This window comes from Paenibacillus radicis (ex Gao et al. 2016), assembly GCF_014641555.1.
Classification (GTDB): Bacteria; Bacillota; Bacilli; order Paenibacillales; family Paenibacillaceae; genus Pristimantibacillus; species Pristimantibacillus radicis.
On record NZ_BMHY01000011.1, the window covers coordinates 61,664 to 77,462 of the forward strand.

Here is a 15,799-nt window from a genome sequence, read left to right on the forward strand (position 1 = left end):
TAATATTGCGTTACAGGAATTCATTATCACAATATAATAAAAATTAAGACTCACTTGACAAAAAGAGGTCTTATTTTCCCTTTAGGGAGAATAAGGCCTTTTTATTTTATAACTATACCAACTATTCGCATGTGTATAGTTCTATTTAACTATGGAAGGCAGTGTGATCGTATGGGCCAAGCAGCAGTCGAGTTTCAACAGGTAACGAAAAACTATGGTTCGGGCAACGTGCTTGAAAATTTCAATCTGGTCATTCCGAAGGAGAAGATTGTAACGATTATCGGCCCGTCCGGCTGCGGCAAAACAACGCTGCTGAAGATGATTAACCGGCTGATCGAGCCGGAAGCAGGAAGCGTGCTGCTGGGCCAGCAAGACATTGGCGAGCTTAACCCGGTGGAGCTGAGGAGGAGCATCGGCTATGTCATTCAGCAGATTGGATTGTTTCCCCATATGACGGTGGAGCAGAACATTTCAATCGTTCCCCGGCTGAAGGGAGAGAAGAAAGAGCATCTTGTCGCGAGAACAGCAGAACTGCTGCAATTGATCGGACTCGAACCCGAGCAATACCGCGGGCGTTACCCTCATGAACTGAGCGGCGGGCAGCAGCAAAGGATCGGCGTTGCGCGAGCACTTGCCGCTAATCCATCTATCATTTTGATGGACGAACCATTCAGCGCTCTTGATCCGATCAGCCGCGTTCAGCTCCAAAAAGAGCTGATCAAGCTTAATGAGCAGGTGCGGAAGACAATCGTATTCGTCACCCACGACATTGACGAGGCGCTTAAAATCGCAGATGTCGTCGTCCTGTTGAAGGCAGGGCAAGTGATCCAGCAAGGCTCGCCGAAGGAGCTGCTGGAGAGGCCAGCGCATGAATTCGTCAGGGAGTTTCTGGGGCAGGAAAGGTTCCCGCTCGCTTACAGCATTTAGAACGGACGCTCCGCTATTAATCTCATTGAAGGAGAGAAGCACATGCATCAACTATGGACGACCTTTCAGGCGAGCTGGGAAGTGATATTGGAAAAAACCCAGGAACACATTTACTTATCGCTTGTGTCCGTCGTATTGGCTTGCCTGATCGCCATCCCGCTCGGCATCTACCTGTCGGCTCACCGGCGGCTCGCAAATTCCGTCATCACAACCGTATCGGTGATCCAGACGATACCGAGCCTGGCGTTATTCGGCTTTATGATCCCGCTGCTGGGCATCGGTCCAAAGCCTGCGATTTTCGCATTAACGCTGTACGCACTCATGCCGATTTTACAAAACACGTATGTAGGCATTAACGGCGTGAACCCGGCGCTGATTGAAGCGGGGAAGGGTCTTGGCATGACGCGCTGGCAGCTGCTATGGATCGTCCAGCTTCCGATTGCAAGAGTCGTTATTATGGCAGGCGTCCGGCTCGTTGCGGTACAGACCATCAGTATGGCGACCATCGCCACTTATATCGCAGCAGGCGGTCTTGGGGACATCATTACCAACGGAATGAGCATGATGGACACGCCGACGATTATGCTGGGCGCGATCCCAGTGTCACTGCTGGTCATTCTGATTAACATTTTGCTGCTGCAATTGAACCGCTGGCTGACTCCCAAAGGTTTAAGCGATAAGAAAACAACTGTCAGTATTAACACCCACGCCAAAAAAAGGAGAGCTGCACTATGAAAAAATGGTTATCTGCACGATTGATAAGAAAATCAGCGTTACTGTCTTTGCTAATTGCCTTAATGGCGGTGACTGCCGCTTGCTCCAGCTCAGGCTCGGGTTCCGGCTCCTCCAAGATTGTGATCGCGACGAAAGGCTTTACGGAATCTGACATTCTGCAGCAGGTGCTGAAGCTGGTCGTTGAGAATGATACGGACCTGAAGGTCGAGACGATTAAGCTGGACAACAACCTGCTCTGGGAGGCAACGAAAAAAGGCGACGTAGATCTGTTTGTGGAGTACACCGGAACTGCCCTTATCAACATTCTGAAGCAACAACCGGAATACGATCCGCAGGTCGTATACGACAAAGTGAAGCAGCAATTGCAAGAAAAAGAAAATTTGTCGCTGCTTGAGCCGCTTGGCTTCAATAATACATATGCGCTCGCAGTGCGCCGTGAAATATCAGAACAGTACGGCATTACCAACATCACGCAGCTTGCTGAGCATGCGGGCGAGCTTATCTTCACCGCAGTTCCGCTCGTCGAGAGCGAGACGCGCCCGGACGGCTACGTACAGGCGAAGAAAGCTTACGGCATTAAGTTCAAGCAGCTGAAAGGCATCTCGGACCGTTCGCTTCAAGTCCAGACGATCAAGCGAAAAGAAGCGGATGCGATTCTCGTCTACTCGACGGATGGAAGCATCGCGGCGAATGATCTGGTTGTTCTGGATGACGACAAGCGGATTTTCGTACCGTATTACGCTGCACCGCTTATCCGCAGTGAGGTGTTGAAGGCTCATCCGGAGCTAAAGGAGGTGTTGAATAAGCTAAGCGGACAAATCTCGGAGAGCACGATGCAGAAGCTCAACGATGAGGTCGAAAGCGGGAAGAAAAAACCGGTAGACGTAGCGAGAGCCTGGCTCGAGGAAAAAGGACTTATTAAACAAAAATAAGAAATTCCAAATCGAAAAGGAGTGTTTCTCATGAGTGATCAAGTTGTAGAAAACAAACCGGCAGCAGAACCAGCAATCCGTACTGTGCGCGTACTTATTCAACCCACCCCGCGAAAAATTCGCGTCCGCTTCGGCGGCGAGACAGTGGCCGAAAGCGTAAAGGCGCTTATCGTGCATGAGCGCGGCCATCTGCCCGTCTATTATTTTCCGCGGGAAGATGTTCGCTTCGATTTGCTAGAATCAACCGATCATAGCACGCATTGCCCATTGAAGGGCGATGCTTCCTATTGGACGATCCAAGCCGGCGGGCGTATCTCGGAGAACGCAGCTTGGAGCTACCCGGAGGCGATCCCGGAGAGCAAAGGGCTGGAAGGCTATATCGCTTTCTATTGGGACAGAGTCGATCAATGGTTTGAAGAGGAGGAAGAGGTGTTCGTCCACCCGCGTGATCCGTATAAACGGGTAGACTTTCTGGCTTCGACCCGTCATATCCGGGTTGAGCTGGACGGCGTGACGGTTGCAGAGAGCCGCAGCCCGGTCATTTCGTTCGAAACCGGCCAGCCTGTCCGGTATTACTTGCCGGAAGCGGATGTGAACAGCGAGTATCTGCTCTCGTCCGACACCGTGACCCGCTGCCCTTACAAAGGGATAGCTGCCTACCATTCCGTTCAAGTCGCCGGTACGGAGCATAAGGATTTGATTTGGCGCTATAACGAGCCCATTGCAGCAGCGAAAGCGATTGAAGGAAGACTTTCCTTCTATAACGAACGCGTGCAGATCTACGTGGATGGCGAGCTTGAAGTTGTAGCTAAGTCCGAACGTTCGGTGCTGGACAGCATCCGGCTTCACATCGCGTAAAGGAGGCTGAAATATGGATATCCATTCAGAAGAAGGGCGGCGGTTGATTCAACGAATGTCGCCTGTCGATGCCTCTGGCTCTGGCTCGGGGCCGGAAACACTCGGTACCGGCAGCACACGCACTGTCATTAAGCTAGACAATTGCCCGTTTTGCGGTTCGGATATGCGAATTGAGCAATTCGGCGGGCGGCTTCGGGTACGGTTTGGCGGCGAGACGATCGCTGATAGTGCACGGGCGGTGTTGTTTCGGGAGGCGGAACGTCCGCCGGCCGTCTATTTTCCGCCCGACGATGTGCGCCAGGAGCTGCTTCAGCCAACCGATACCCGGACACTGTGCCAATACAAAGGAAATGCCTCGTACTGGTCCATTCATGCGGGTGGTCAGGTAGCCCGCAATGCGGTTTGGAGCTACCAGGAGTCATCCGCCGATAGTGCGTCGATTCGCGGCTACTTGGCCTTTTATTGGGATCGCGTGGACGAATGGCTTCATAATGAACAGCCCATCGAAGACCGGCTGCTGTCAATCTATGATAACGGGATTAAGGAAGAGGAGGAGTTAGTCCAATGAGTGAAACGAAACGCCAACTATCGCTGGGAGCGATGATGTTTTTTCCAACGGGAGAGCATATCTCCAGTTGGAGACATCCGAAGTCGAATGCAGCGGGATCGTTGAATTTTGACCATTACAAAGAGATTGTGCAAACGGCGGAGCGCGGGAAATTCGATATGTTTTTCTACGCCGATGAGCTTTATGTCTGGGACCGCTTCGAATCCGGCATCGCCCAGGCCAACAGCATTCGTCCCGAACCGTTCACGCTGCTGTCGGCGCTCGCTGCTGCTACGAAGCATATCGGCTTGGCAGCGACGATTTCCACCACCTACAACGAGCCCTACCATATCGCCCGCAAGCTGGCTTCGCTCGATCATTTGAGCGGCGGCCGCGCAGCGTGGAATATCGTCACTTCACAGACGGACGAAGAGGCACGCAACTTTAGTCAGGAGAAGCATCTGCAGCATGAGACCCGCTATGAACGAGCCCGGGAGTTTGTCGACGCGACGCAAGGGCTCTGGGACAGTTGGGAAGATGACGCGCTGACGCTCGATAAGGAAAGCGGCGTATTTGCCGATAAGGATAAGCTGCACAATGTGGACTTCAAAGGGAAGTTCTTCAACATTCGCGGCCCGCTGAACGTCAGTCGTCCTCCACAAGGTTATCCGGTACTCATTCAGGCGGGCGCTTCAGAAGCCGGGAAGGAAGTTGCGGCAGCGACGGCCGAAGTGGTGTTTGCCCCGAAGGGAACGTTGGAGGAGGGCCAGGCTTTGTACAACGACCTGAAAGGTCGATTGGCTAAATACGGTCGCAAGCCGGAAGAGCTGAAAATATTGCCGTTCTTCATGCCGGTCATCGCGTCGACAGAGGAAGAGGCGAAGGCGCTGCTCGCAGAGGTCGAGGAGCTGACGCCGGAACGGCTTGGGCTGGATTTGCTGTCGCACTATTTGGGCAGAGACATTTCCGGCTTCCCGCTGGATGAGCCGCTGCCTTTCACCCCAGAGCTGGAGGGCTTTAATCAGAGCAAAAGCGGGCTGAAGCGGATTATTACGATTTTGGAGGCGGAGCCGCAGCTAACCATTCGCCAATTGTACAAGCGAATCAACAATCGCGCGATTGCAGGCACGCCGGAGCAGATTGCCGACGAGCTGGAGCAATGGTTTACGAATGGAGCCGCAGATGGATTTATTATCGGATTCCCGCATCTGCCTGCAGGCATTGATGACTTTGTCAATTTAGTTGTGCCGGAGCTGCAACGCCGGGGCTTGTTCCGTACGGAGTACCCGGAGGGAACGCTGCGCGATACGCTTGGCTTCAAGCGTCCGCAGAACAGCTTCGCGTCGGCGCCGGTCGGATAAGCTGACAAGACAGCATACAAAGAAGAGCACGCCGGGGCTTCCCAGCTCCAGCGTGCTCTTTGTCCCGCGATTGCAATATTTCTCGTATTATCAATCATACATTCAGGAGGCTTATCATGCGTGAATTAACGAAAGACGATGTGATTGCTGCCGTTAAGGGCGGCTCGGTGTTTGCGTCCGGAGGCGGCGGATGGGTAGAACACGGTTTGGAGATCGGCAACGCGGCGGTGGCGCTGGGCAGGCCAAAGCTGGTATCGGCGGATGAGCTGCCGGATGACGCGATCATCATAACTTGTACAGCGATTGGTGCTCCGGCAGGCACGGATTGGCAGATGCTTGGCAAGGATTATGTGCGAGCGGTCCAACTGCTGTTTGAACAATACGATGGTAAAATAGTCGGCGTTATGACGCCGCAAAACGGCATGTCGAGCTCGATCAACGGCTGGCTGCCGGCAGCTGCACTAGGACTGGTTGTTGTCGATGCGACGGGAGATATCCGGGCACATCCGACGGGGAAAATGGGCTCGCTGGGGCTTGCCTCCCGTACAGACTTCGAGACGATTCAGGCGGTTGCCGGGGGCAAGCCGGAGCTTGGCTCCTACATTGAGCTTACTGTAAAAGGTACGCCGGCGCGCACGTCGAACATCCTTCGTACGGCATCTGATATGGCGGGCGGTTTCATTGCGGCTGCACGTCATCCGCTGCCTGCGAAATATGTGAAGGAGCATGCGGCGCTTGGCGGTGTCTCTATTGCGATTGATCTTGGCAGGGCAATTATCGACGCGGAGCCGCAAGGGCCGGAACAGGTTTTGAAGACGATTTGCCGCAAGACAGGCGGGAGATTTGTGGGCAAAGGCAAGGTAGTCAAGAAGGATGTGAGCTATTCGGGAGCTTTCGATATCGGCACGATTGAGGTAGAGAAAGGCAAGAAGAAGCTTAAGCTGCACGTTATGAATGAATATATGGCGGTGGAGGATCAAGAGGGGACGAGGGTGAGCACCTTTCCCGACGTTATTACGACGTTCAATCTCGACACAGGCCTACCTGTCAGTGTTGGCCATATCGAGGAAGGTCAGCGCATCGGCGTTTTTGTTATCGACAAATCGCTTCTGCCGCTTAGCTCCAGCGTAAAGGACCCGTCCGTATACCCGGAAGTTGAGAAAGCGCTTGGTATTGAATTGTTGAAGTATGCGCTGGAGGATGAACCGGCGACGGTTGTTTCCGCCCATGCATGATCGTGTAGAGGTATTGAGTGATCCGCTTGTGCTGGACGGCGGAACTCTGACTGTGGAGCAGTTGCATGAGGTAGCCGTCAACGGGCGTGCTGTGCGGATCAGTGAAACGGCGCGGCAACGGCTGGAAGCTTCGCGCAAGCTTGTGTTCGAGCTGGCCGAGCAGGATATCCCGATTTATGGACTAAACCGCGGGGTCGGCTGGAACAAGGACAAGGTAATTGGGAAGACGTTTTTCGAGCGCTTCAATCGAAATTTGATTCTGTCTCACAGTGCAGGAGTGGCGCCTTACGCTTCAGTTGCAGAGACAAGGGCTGTCATGCTGGCCAGACTGAACACGCTGCTGCCTGGCCGCTCCGGCATCGATCCGGCAGTTGCAGAGCGCTATGCGGAGTTTCTAAATCAGGGGATTCACCCGAAGCTGCCTCTTCGCGGATCGGTGGGGGCCGCCGATATTACGACCATTTCACATCTGGGCCTGGCGATGATTGGGGAGGGAGAAGTGGAGTGGTCCGGCAAACGGCTGGCGGCAGGCGAAGCGCTCCGGCAGGCTGGACTTGCGCCGCTCGCTCTCGGTCCCAAGGACGGTCTGGCTATCGTCTCATCTAATGCTTTGTCTGCCGGAATGGGCGCGCTTGCCCTGCAGGAATGTGAAGCACTGCTTGAAACGGCCGATCTGGTGTACGCTCTGTCGCTGGAAGCGATCCGCGGCAACGTAAGTCCGCTGGAGGAAGGCGTGCATCTGGCGCGTCCGTATCCGGGACAGCTGCGAAGCGCAAACCGTGTCAGAGCGGCGCTTCTCGGCAGCAGCTTATGGGAGAATGCAGATACGGAGAGTCTTCAAGACCCGCTTAGCTTCCGCGATGCTTGCCAGATTCATGGGGCGGCCTATGATGCGTTGGGCTATGCGAAGGGGCAACTGGAGCTCCACTTGAATAGCTCAGAGGATAATCCATGCGTACTTCTGGAGGAGCGGAGGATCGTCTCCTGCGCAAACTTTGATCCGGTCACCTGGATACTTGGCTTCGAAATGCTGGGAAGCGCGCTGCATCATCTATCCAAAAGCGCCTGCTACCGGACGATCAAGCTGGGAACGCCGGCGTTTACCGGGTTGTCGCGGTTTTTGACTGCGGATGAAGAGCGTTCGATCGGATATTGCACGGCTCAGAAGACCATTACCTCGCTGGATGCGGAAATCCGCCATCTGATCAACCCGGCATCGACAGACTATTACGCGTTGGCTGGTGATATTGAAGATCATGCGGCGAATGCGCCATTCGTCGTTATGAAGACGAGAGAGATCATTGACCGGCTGTGGTATATTATCGCGATTGAAGCGCTTCATGCTGTGCAAGCGATTGATCTTCGCGGAGATTTAAAGCTTGGAAGAAGGACAGCGGCCGTCTACCGGGCAATTCGAGATGAAATTCCGTTTCTCGGTGCAGACCGGGATATATCCGTTGACATCGACCGGGCTTACCATGTGGTTAAGGAGGGACGCCTGCTGGAAGGGGCGGAAGCATGATAAAGCTTGATCGAGTCATGCTCGGACTTTGCGGCGTCGCTATATTCTGGGGCTTCAGCTACGTGATCAGCGGCTATTTGCTGCAGTCGTTTTCACCGGTTTTTTTATCTTTTTGCCGGATGATCATCACGTCCCTGTTTACGCTTACGCTGCTATTCGGGAACGGCGGGCTGCGGTGGCCGACGCGCAAGGAATGGCTGCTGCTGCTTGCCTCCTCACTATTCGGCTTGTTTATTCAACAGCCCTTGTACTACTTGGGGCTGCAGTTGTCTTCGGTTGCCAACGCTTCGTTGATTTATGCGGCTGCACCGCTTGTGGCCGTCTTGCTGGAGAGAGTGTTTTTTGCTGTGCGGATGACCGGGGAAAAGATTGCTGGCGGCGTGCTTGGCCTTGCCGGGGTTGTCGTCATTATCGGCTTGCATGGCGCCTCCTTCCAAGTGTCGCTGGGCGATCTCTTTCTGCTCCTAGCTATGCTTGGGATGACCGTCGGCATGCTGTTCACACCGGTACTCGCCCGCACGATGTCGAATCAGGCGATCAATCTGTATGCATGTCCAATTGGCATTATGCTTATGGCACCCTTAGCTGCAGGAGAAGCGGCTCTAGGCCGGACCTACATGACGTTCAATTGGGGCACGGCAGGGTTGTTTTTGCTGTTGGGGGCAATCACGATGTACTCCGGTCTATTGTGGACGAAGGGGGTTGCGTCTACTGGACCAGGGACGGCAGCGATGTTCATGAATATTCCGCCGATCATTTCGCTCGTGGCCGGACATTTCATCTTAGGTGAGCCTATCCGGGGCGTTCAATTGGCGGGTGGGGTGCTTGTACTGGCGGGAGTCTATGTATCCAGCCGTTCGATGCTGCGCAGACAGTCGTTAGAGCAGGGAACGGTGCTTGCAGAGGAGAATTAGGGGTTAGAGAAGAACAGTGAGATGAGCTTGTGTATCTCACTGTTCTTTTTGTTGTTGCTAGATTAGCGTTTCATATTGCTGCTGTGTCCAGGCGACAGCTTGGCGGCAGGGTCTAAGTAGACTTTGGCATTGTTGATAGCCGTTGGCGCCTCGCCGAACCCGACGGCAATCAGCTTTAATTTTCCGGGATAGGTCGTAATGTCGCCTGCTGCAAAAATACCCGGTATGCTTGTCTCCATCCGCGTATCCACAACGATCGAACCGTTCTGAATATCCAGTCCCCATTCCAGAATCGGACCAAGAGAAGAGATGAATCCAAAATTGACGATCAGCGCATCACAAGCAATTTCCCGCGTTTCGTTCGTTTGATTAAACGTAACCGTCAGGCTCTCGATCTGTTCGTCACCATGAAGAGCTGTAATCTCAGCTGGTGTTACGATATTTACTTTCGAATTAAAAAGCTTCTCTACGCTATGCTCATGGGCGCGGAACTTGTCCCGTCTATGGATCAGCGTCACTTCTTTGGCCACAGGCTCCAGCATCAGCGCCCAGTCGACCGCCGAATCGCCGCCGCCGTTGATAACTACACTTTTACCCGTAAAAGATTCAAGGTTGCTGACGAAGTAATGCAGGTTCGTACGCTCATATTGCTTCACATGAGGCAGATCCAGACGGCGCGGCTCGAATGCCCCGACACCTCCGGTAACGATGACTGATCTGCTGTAATGGGTTTCTTTATCTGTAACAATCTCGAAATGGCGCTCGTCCTTCTTAATGACCTGCAGAACCTTTTCGTCTAAACACACTTGCACCGGAAAATAGTTCATTTGCTGTTTCAATTGATCGACCAGCTGCTGGGCAGTCACTTGAGGAAAGCCGGCAACGTCATAAATGTTCTTTTCCGGATAAAGGGCCGTTAATTGTCCGCCAAGCTCTGGCATACTGTCTATAATTTTAACGCTGGCTTGACGCATGCCTCCGTAAAAAGCGGCAAACATGCCCGCTGGGCCCCCGCCGATAATGGTAATATCTTTGAATGTATCTTGTTGTTCAGTGGTCACGCAACATTCTCCTTCAATAAGTACATATTTTATATATTTATGTATATAAAGTTACCTTATCGCTAGATGGCTGTCAATGTTTGTGCAGCTGCGATAGGGTTTGGAGCATCTGTATCGAATATCATCTTAATAGACAGATGGGTATGGATGGGCCTTTCATTAATCATACTAGTACAATCTATATAGATGAGGAGATAGGCTCATGAACCAATTACGTTCATACAGACAGTCGCGTCGCCGGTTTGGCAAGCTTGGCGTTGTTTTGCTGATTGGAGTATGTATGCTGCTTATGCAAAGCTGCGCCCGCCCGCAGGCTAATGAAACGAAGCCGAGCCCGACAGCTGTGGAACAAGATCCTTTGGATCGGCAGATCGCTGACATGTCGCTGGAGGATAAGGTTGGTCAGATGATTATTGCCGGGATAGACGGCAAAGTTATCGATCCTGAAGCGAGCAAGATGATTAAAGACGAGCGGATCGGCGGCATTATTTTATACGGAAATAATATTTCGGATTTACAAGGCATGGTAGCTCTGGTCAATGCGCTAAAGCAGGCCAATGCTGGGAATTCCGTCCCTTTGCTGATCAGCGTAGATCAGGAAGGCGGTAAAGTCAGCCGGATGCCGAAATCGTTCACCGCAATTCCATCCAGTAAAAAGGTTGGTGCAACGAATAATCCTGCTTTGGCTGAGGAGATGGGCACGCTGCTGGCGGAGGAACTGAAGCTGACGGGCTTTAATATGAATTTTGCCCCCGTTCTGGACGTGAACAGCAATCCCGCGAATCCGATTATTGGCAGCCGGTCATTTGGTTCGACAGCGGAGCTGGTAAGCCGGATGGGTATGGCGGAGATGAAAGGCATTCGAGAGAACGGGATTATACCGGTCGTCAAGCATTTTCCCGGCCATGGCGATACCTCCGTTGACTCTCATTTGGAGCTGCCCGTCGTCAACAAGACGAGGGAGGAGCTTGCCAAGCTGGAATGGCTGCCGTTCGAAGCGGCAATTGAGCAGCGGACGGATGCCATCATGGTCGCGCATATTTTGTATCCGCATCTTGACCCCGACAAGCCGGCTTCCATTTCTGCCGCCATTATTGGGGACGTGCTCAGAGGAAAGATGGGCTATGACGGTGTCGTCATGACCGATGATCTGACGATGGGCGCGATTACGAAAAACTATGGACTCGCCGAAGCTGCGCTCGATTCCGTTCAAGCGGGGAGTGATATCGTGCTGATTGCCCATGGCTACGATAATGCCCTGCAGGTGCGGGATACTCTTCTGAAAAGCATACAGGAAAACAAGCTCTCCATCGAACAGATCGATAAGAGCGTCCGCCGTATTTTATCGCTGAAGCAGCGCTACCAATTGAATGACGAGACCGTCCCTGTGCCGGATTTGAAGGACCTGAATGCGCGGATCAAGGCGTGGATTAATAAGCTGTAAAGCTCGGAGCGGATGCGAAGCTCTAGCTTTTTGACCCGGAAATGAAGCAAGCTGGGATCGGGAAGGTTGAAGCAGCAAGCTTTTAGCGCATAACGTTCGCAGCGGGAAGGCATGCTTCCGTGAGCTTGTTTTACCGCTGCGTCACCATTTATTCACAAATAGTCAGACAATTGCGGATTTGTTTGCCGGACATCTTGCAAGAAGCGCTCGTACCGTGTAAGATAAAGACATCAAAACATTGTGATTAAATTCACATGACGATTGAAACAGTGTTCTCACCCCCATCGCAGCCAAGAAAGTTGTCCGGTTGATCGGCTTCGTTCAAGCAGCAATTTCAGGGCAGGTACCCGAATACAATTGCTTGAAAGTATTGCGCAGTAAGGCATAAGCTAGCTGGATTCGGGATTGGACATTTTTTTCAAACTACATTGTGATTTATTTCACAAAACAGGAGGCTATTATCATGACATTGAAAATTGCTGTAATTGGATGCACGCACGCTGGAACCGCCGCTGTCAAAAATATCGCCGCACAATATCCGCAAGCGCAAGTTACCGTGTATGAGCGTAATGACAATATTTCGTTTCTGTCGTGCGGCATCGCGCTGCATGTAGGCGGCGTCGTTAAGGATGCAGGAGGACTGTTCTACAGCAACCCGGAAGAATTGGCTCAGCTTGGTGTTCTTACCCGGATGCGTCATGATGTGTTAGCGATAGACGTTAAAGCCAAAACGCTGAAAGCCCGCAACCTGGATACTGGTGAGCTGGTCGAGGACAATTATGACAAACTCGTGATGACAACGGGTTCGTGGCCGATTATTCCACAGATGGAAGGCATCGAGCTTGGCAACATTCAGCTTTGCAAAAACTACGGTCATGCCCGTGAAATTATAGCCCGTGCGAACGATGCTCAGCACATCACTGTTATTGGAGCGGGTTATATCGGCATTGAGCTCGTTGAAGCGTTCCGCGATCAAGGTAAAGAAGTGACGCTGATTGATAATATGGACAGTGTGATGGCAAAGTATTTGGACCGTGAATTTACCGATTTGGCAGGCAAAGAGCTGCAGGAGCGTGGAGTACAGCTGGCGCTGGGCAGAACCGTGAAGGGCTTTGAGGGTGAAGATGGCAAAGTGAACAAAGTGCTGACGACGAACGGCAGCTTCGATACGGATATGGTCGTGCTTTGCATCGGCTTCCGTCCAGGAACGGATTTGCTTAAGGGTCAAGTCGATATGCTTCCCGGCGGCGCAATTCTAGTCGACGACTATATGCGCACAAGCAATCCCGATGTTATGGCGGCGGGCGACAGCTGCGCGGTTCGGTACAACCCAACTGGAAAAGCAGCTTACATTCCGCTAGCTACAAATGCGGTTCGAATGGGTACGCTTGTTGGGATGAATTTGTTGACGCCAATCGTTCGATATCAAGGTACACAAGGCACATCGGCGATCAAGCTGTTTGACTGGAATATCGCTTCGACTGGCATGACTGAAGCTGCTGCACTTGCTGCAGGCATGAATGTGAAAACAATCACAATCCAAGAAAATAACCGTCCTGAATTTATGCCAACTTACGAAGACGTACTGGTTAAACTTGTTTTCGAGAATGACGGCAGAATTGTCGGTGCTCAAATTATGTCGAGGGCAGACATGACGCAGGCGGCTAATACGCTGTCGGTCTGCATCCACAACCGGATGACCGTGCAGGAGCTTGCTTTCGTCGACTTCTTCTTCCAGCCGCATTACAACAAACCATGGAACTTGCTTAATACCGCTGGACTTGCGGCTATGGCGCTTCTAAGGGAGCAGCAAGCTCAAACTGCTCAACCAGCGAAGGTTGAGGTCGCTTAAGTAAACAGATTTGCTTGAAAAGGAGGCTCTCTGATTCATTAGAGAGCCTCCTTTTTGTTGGAGGTAAGCTGGTTGCTGGAGCCTTTGAGCGAAGCAGCTTCGCAAAATAGCGAAGCTAATTTCGCTGGAGCAGCGAGATGCAGTTGGTTTAGATGCCGAGCGAAGCAGCTTCGCAATAGAGCGAAGCTAATTTCGCTGGAGCAGCGAGATGCAGTTGGTTTAGGTGCCGAGCGAAGCAATCTTCGCTGTACGAGAACCTAGGTTCATGAGTAGCGAAGATCACTTCGCTATTCGCAAACTGCCTAGCTGGTCAGGTCAGTACAGCGAAGATTGCTTCGCAAATTAGCGAATCCGCTTCGTTACAGCAAAAGTGGCAGGTTACCTTCGAAAAAACTCTCAACCGCATCAGTATGCGTCCTTACCAGTAACATGTCGGCGAAGCAGTTTTGCCCAGCAGCGAAACTAGTTGGTTTAAAAGGTGAAGTTGAAGTTAGTTGAATTGCCGAGCGAAGCAGCTTCGCAATAGAGCGAAGCTAATTTCGCTGGAGCAGCGAGATGCAGTTGGTTTAGGTGCCGAGCGAAGCAATCTTCGCTGTTCGAGAACCTAGGTTCATGAGTAGCGAAGATTGCTTCGCTATTCGCAAACTGCCTAGCTGGTCAGGTCAGTATAGCGAAGATTGCTTCGCAAATTAGCGAATCCGCTTCGTTGCAGCAAAAGTGGCAGGTTACCTCGAAAAAACTCTCAACCGCATTAGTATGCGCCCTGACCAGTAACATGTCGGCGAAGCAGTTTTGCCCAGCAGCGAAACTAGTTGGTTTAAAAGTTGAAGTTGAAGTTAGTTGAAGTGCCGAGTGAAGCAGGTTCGCAGTATAGCGAAGCTAATTTCGCTGGAGCAGCGAGATGCGATTGGTTGAACTGTCGAGCGAAGCAGGTTCGCAGTATAGCGAAGCTAACTTCGCTGATGCAGCGAGATGCGGTTGGTTGTAGTGCCGAGCGAAGCAGGTTCGCAAAATAGCGAAGCTAATTTCGCTGGAGCAGCGAGATGCAGTTGGTTTAGGTGCCGAGCGAAGCAATCTTCGCTGTTCGAGAACCTAGGTTCATGAGTAGCGAAACTTGCTTCGCTATTCGCAAACTGCCTAGCTGGTCAGGTCAGTACAGCGAAGATGGCTTCGCAAATTAGCGAATCCGCTTCGTTGCAGCAAAAGTGGCAGGCAGGTTCCCGCCATTGCCATTCCCCCCTGATTCAGAACAGGGGAAATAGGGTACATATGCTAAACAAATTGCCGGATAAAGGGGAAAGCATATGGAAAAGCTGAATGCTTTTATTAAAATAAGTGTTGCCGTGCTGCTCGTGTTGGCCATCATTTACTTGGGATCGCTAGTTGATTTTCTGTTCAAGCCGATTGCATCATTGGTTGCGATTATGACCGTGCCTTTAATGCTGTCGGTGTTTTTTTATTACCTGCTGCGGCCGCTCGTCAATTGGATGGAACGCAGGAAGCTGAATCGAACGCTTGCCGTCATAATCATATATGTAATGATTGCATTAATCTTTGCTGGATTTGTCGTTATCGTCTGGCCGTCGTTACGCGGACAATTACTTACTCTGGTAGAAAATGCACCGGATTTATTCGCTTCCTTGAGCAAGCAGCTGGAGGAAATCGAGCAAAACGGAATATGGAGCCGGTGGTTTCCTGAAGGCGGCAATCCGCTTTCGCAGATGACAGATTACTTAAACAAGGGCTTTACTTTCGTCACTAATTATATCTCCAATGCGGTAACCGTCATATCGAGTATTGCCATTGTGATCGCGATTTTCCCGATTATTTTGTTCTATATGCTGAAAGACAGCGGGAAATTTAGCGACCGTATCATCAAACTTATGCCAACCCGATTTCAAAAAGATACCGCGGAGGTCGTTACGGAAATCGATCATTCGCTGAGCGGCTTTATCGTCGGAAAAGTGCTGATCAACTTAGCGCTAGGCGTGCTCATGTATCCCGGATTTCTGCTGATCGGATTGCCCTATGCGCTGCTGCTTACGGCGATCGCCGTTATCTTGAACTTTATCCCGTTTATCGGTTCGTTTCTTTCGATGATCCCGATCGTTATCATCGGGTTTATCGAATCTCCGTCAATCGCGATCTGGTCGCTTGTCGTTATTTTCGTAGCCCAGCAAATTCAGGATAATCTTATTGCACCTTATGTTTACCGCAAACAGCTGGACATTCATCCGTTGACGACGATTATACTCGTATTGGTCGGCGGGGATCTGGCAGGGATGCTGGGCATTTTGCTTATCATTCCCGTCTATATGATCATCAAGATCATCGTTGGAAAAATATATCGCCTGTATATAAAATGGCGCTGGGAGACGATATAAGAAGCAGTCACCGGCCAAGCCGCTGCT

The 15,799-nt window shown here is 51.7% G+C and carries 13 protein-coding genes; 12 read left to right on the forward strand and 1 reads right to left on the reverse strand.

Going from position 1 to position 15,799, the window contains the following annotated elements:
• The first annotated feature begins 171 nt into the window (after window positions 1-171).
• The 9 genes from IEX98_RS22800 (at window position 172) to IEX98_RS22840 (ending at window position 9,031) form a co-directional block, all read left to right on the forward strand.
• Window positions 172-927: an ABC transporter ATP-binding protein gene (locus IEX98_RS22800; RefSeq protein ID WP_188891808.1), complete on the forward strand. Its 756-nt coding sequence runs from the start codon at window positions 172-174 to the stop codon at window positions 925-927.
• A 42-nt stretch (window positions 928-969) separates the two neighbouring features.
• Window positions 970-1,662, forward strand: coding sequence for an ABC transporter permease (locus IEX98_RS22805; protein ID WP_188891810.1), 693 nt, complete (start codon window positions 970-972; stop codon window positions 1,660-1,662).
• Entirely contained in the window at window positions 1,659-2,594 is a 936-nt protein-coding gene (locus IEX98_RS22810; protein ID WP_188891813.1) for an ABC transporter substrate-binding protein, read from the forward strand. The genes IEX98_RS22805 and IEX98_RS22810 overlap by 4 nt, the downstream gene beginning before the upstream one ends.
• A 30-nt stretch (window positions 2,595-2,624) precedes the next feature.
• On the forward strand, window positions 2,625-3,452 hold the full coding sequence (locus tag IEX98_RS22815) for a DUF427 domain-containing protein (protein WP_188891815.1): 828 nt from the start codon (window positions 2,625-2,627) through the stop codon (window positions 3,450-3,452).
• Window positions 3,453-3,465: 13 nt separating this feature from the next.
• On the forward strand, window positions 3,466-4,020 hold the full coding sequence (locus IEX98_RS22820) for a DUF427 domain-containing protein (protein ID WP_188891817.1): 555 nt from the start codon (window positions 3,466-3,468) through the stop codon (window positions 4,018-4,020).
• Complete coding sequence (locus IEX98_RS22825; protein WP_188891819.1) at window positions 4,017-5,360, forward strand: LLM class flavin-dependent oxidoreductase; 1,344 nt, start codon at window positions 4,017-4,019, stop codon at window positions 5,358-5,360. The genes IEX98_RS22820 and IEX98_RS22825 overlap by 4 nt, the downstream gene beginning before the upstream one ends.
• 116 nt (window positions 5,361-5,476) lie before the next feature.
• On the forward strand, window positions 5,477-6,595 hold the full coding sequence (locus IEX98_RS22830) for a DUF917 domain-containing protein (protein WP_188891821.1): 1,119 nt from the start codon (window positions 5,477-5,479) through the stop codon (window positions 6,593-6,595).
• Window positions 6,561-8,117 carry an HAL/PAL/TAL family ammonia-lyase gene (locus IEX98_RS22835; RefSeq protein ID WP_229692339.1) on the forward strand — a complete coding sequence of 519 codons (1,557 nt, stop codon included), beginning with the start codon at window positions 6,561-6,563 and terminating at the stop codon, window positions 8,115-8,117. Before IEX98_RS22830 ends, IEX98_RS22835 begins: the two co-directional genes overlap by 35 nt.
• On the forward strand, window positions 8,114-9,031 hold the full coding sequence (locus IEX98_RS22840; protein WP_188891823.1) for a DMT family transporter: 918 nt from the start codon (window positions 8,114-8,116) through the stop codon (window positions 9,029-9,031). The genes IEX98_RS22835 and IEX98_RS22840 overlap by 4 nt, the downstream gene beginning before the upstream one ends.
• A gap of 62 nt (window positions 9,032-9,093) precedes the next feature.
• Here IEX98_RS22840 and IEX98_RS22845 read toward each other — a convergent pair whose 3' ends face one another.
• Window positions 9,094-10,029, reverse strand: coding sequence for an NAD(P)/FAD-dependent oxidoreductase (locus IEX98_RS22845; RefSeq protein WP_229692346.1), 936 nt, complete (start codon window positions 10,027-10,029; stop codon window positions 9,094-9,096).
• 265 nt (window positions 10,030-10,294) lie between these two features.
• Here IEX98_RS22845 and nagZ point away from each other — a divergent pair, with 265 nt between their 5' ends.
• From nagZ to IEX98_RS22860, 3 genes are all read left to right on the forward strand, one after another.
• Window positions 10,295-11,536 carry a beta-N-acetylhexosaminidase gene (nagZ, locus tag IEX98_RS22850; RefSeq protein ID WP_188891827.1) on the forward strand — a complete coding sequence of 414 codons (1,242 nt, stop codon included), beginning with the start codon at window positions 10,295-10,297 and terminating at the stop codon, window positions 11,534-11,536.
• A gap of 469 nt (window positions 11,537-12,005) precedes the next feature.
• Window positions 12,006-13,388 (forward strand): FAD-dependent oxidoreductase, encoded by a 1,383-nt coding sequence (locus tag IEX98_RS22855; RefSeq protein WP_188891995.1) that lies wholly within the window; start codon window positions 12,006-12,008, stop codon window positions 13,386-13,388.
• Between the two features lie 1,304 nt (window positions 13,389-14,692).
• The gene (locus IEX98_RS22860; protein WP_188891829.1) at window positions 14,693-15,772 is read left to right on the forward strand and encodes an AI-2E family transporter; all 1,080 of its coding nucleotides are present in this window, start codon (window positions 14,693-14,695) and stop codon (window positions 15,770-15,772) included.
• The last annotated feature ends 27 nt before the right edge of the window (window positions 15,773-15,799 follow it).

Excerpts from the sequence above, each read along its gene's own strand:
- IEX98_RS22800 (WP_188891808.1), top strand. The coding sequence starts at position 172 with ATGGGCCAAGCAGCAGTCGAGTTTCAACAGGTAACGAAAAACTATGGT.
- IEX98_RS22805 (WP_188891810.1), top strand. The coding sequence starts at position 970 with ATGCATCAACTATGGACGACCTTTCAGGCGAGCTGGGAAGTGATATTG.
- IEX98_RS22810 (WP_188891813.1), top strand. The coding sequence starts at position 1,659 with ATGAAAAAATGGTTATCTGCACGATTGATAAGAAAATCAGCGTTACTG.
- IEX98_RS22815 (WP_188891815.1), top strand. The coding sequence starts at position 2,625 with ATGAGTGATCAAGTTGTAGAAAACAAACCGGCAGCAGAACCAGCAATC.
- IEX98_RS22820 (WP_188891817.1), top strand. The coding sequence starts at position 3,466 with ATGGATATCCATTCAGAAGAAGGGCGGCGGTTGATTCAACGAATGTCG.
- IEX98_RS22825 (WP_188891819.1), top strand. The coding sequence starts at position 4,017 with ATGAGTGAAACGAAACGCCAACTATCGCTGGGAGCGATGATGTTTTTT.
- IEX98_RS22830 (WP_188891821.1), top strand. The coding sequence starts at position 5,477 with ATGCGTGAATTAACGAAAGACGATGTGATTGCTGCCGTTAAGGGCGGC.
- IEX98_RS22835 (WP_229692339.1), top strand. The coding sequence starts at position 6,561 with ATGAACCGGCGACGGTTGTTTCCGCCCATGCATGATCGTGTAGAGGTA.
- IEX98_RS22840 (WP_188891823.1), top strand. The coding sequence starts at position 8,114 with ATGATAAAGCTTGATCGAGTCATGCTCGGACTTTGCGGCGTCGCTATA.
- IEX98_RS22845 (WP_229692346.1), bottom strand. The coding sequence starts at position 10,029 with ATGTTTGCCGCTTTTTACGGAGGCATGCGTCAAGCCAGCGTTAAAATT.
- nagZ (WP_188891827.1), top strand. The coding sequence starts at position 10,295 with ATGAACCAATTACGTTCATACAGACAGTCGCGTCGCCGGTTTGGCAAG.
- IEX98_RS22860 (WP_188891829.1), top strand. The coding sequence starts at position 14,693 with ATGGAAAAGCTGAATGCTTTTATTAAAATAAGTGTTGCCGTGCTGCTC.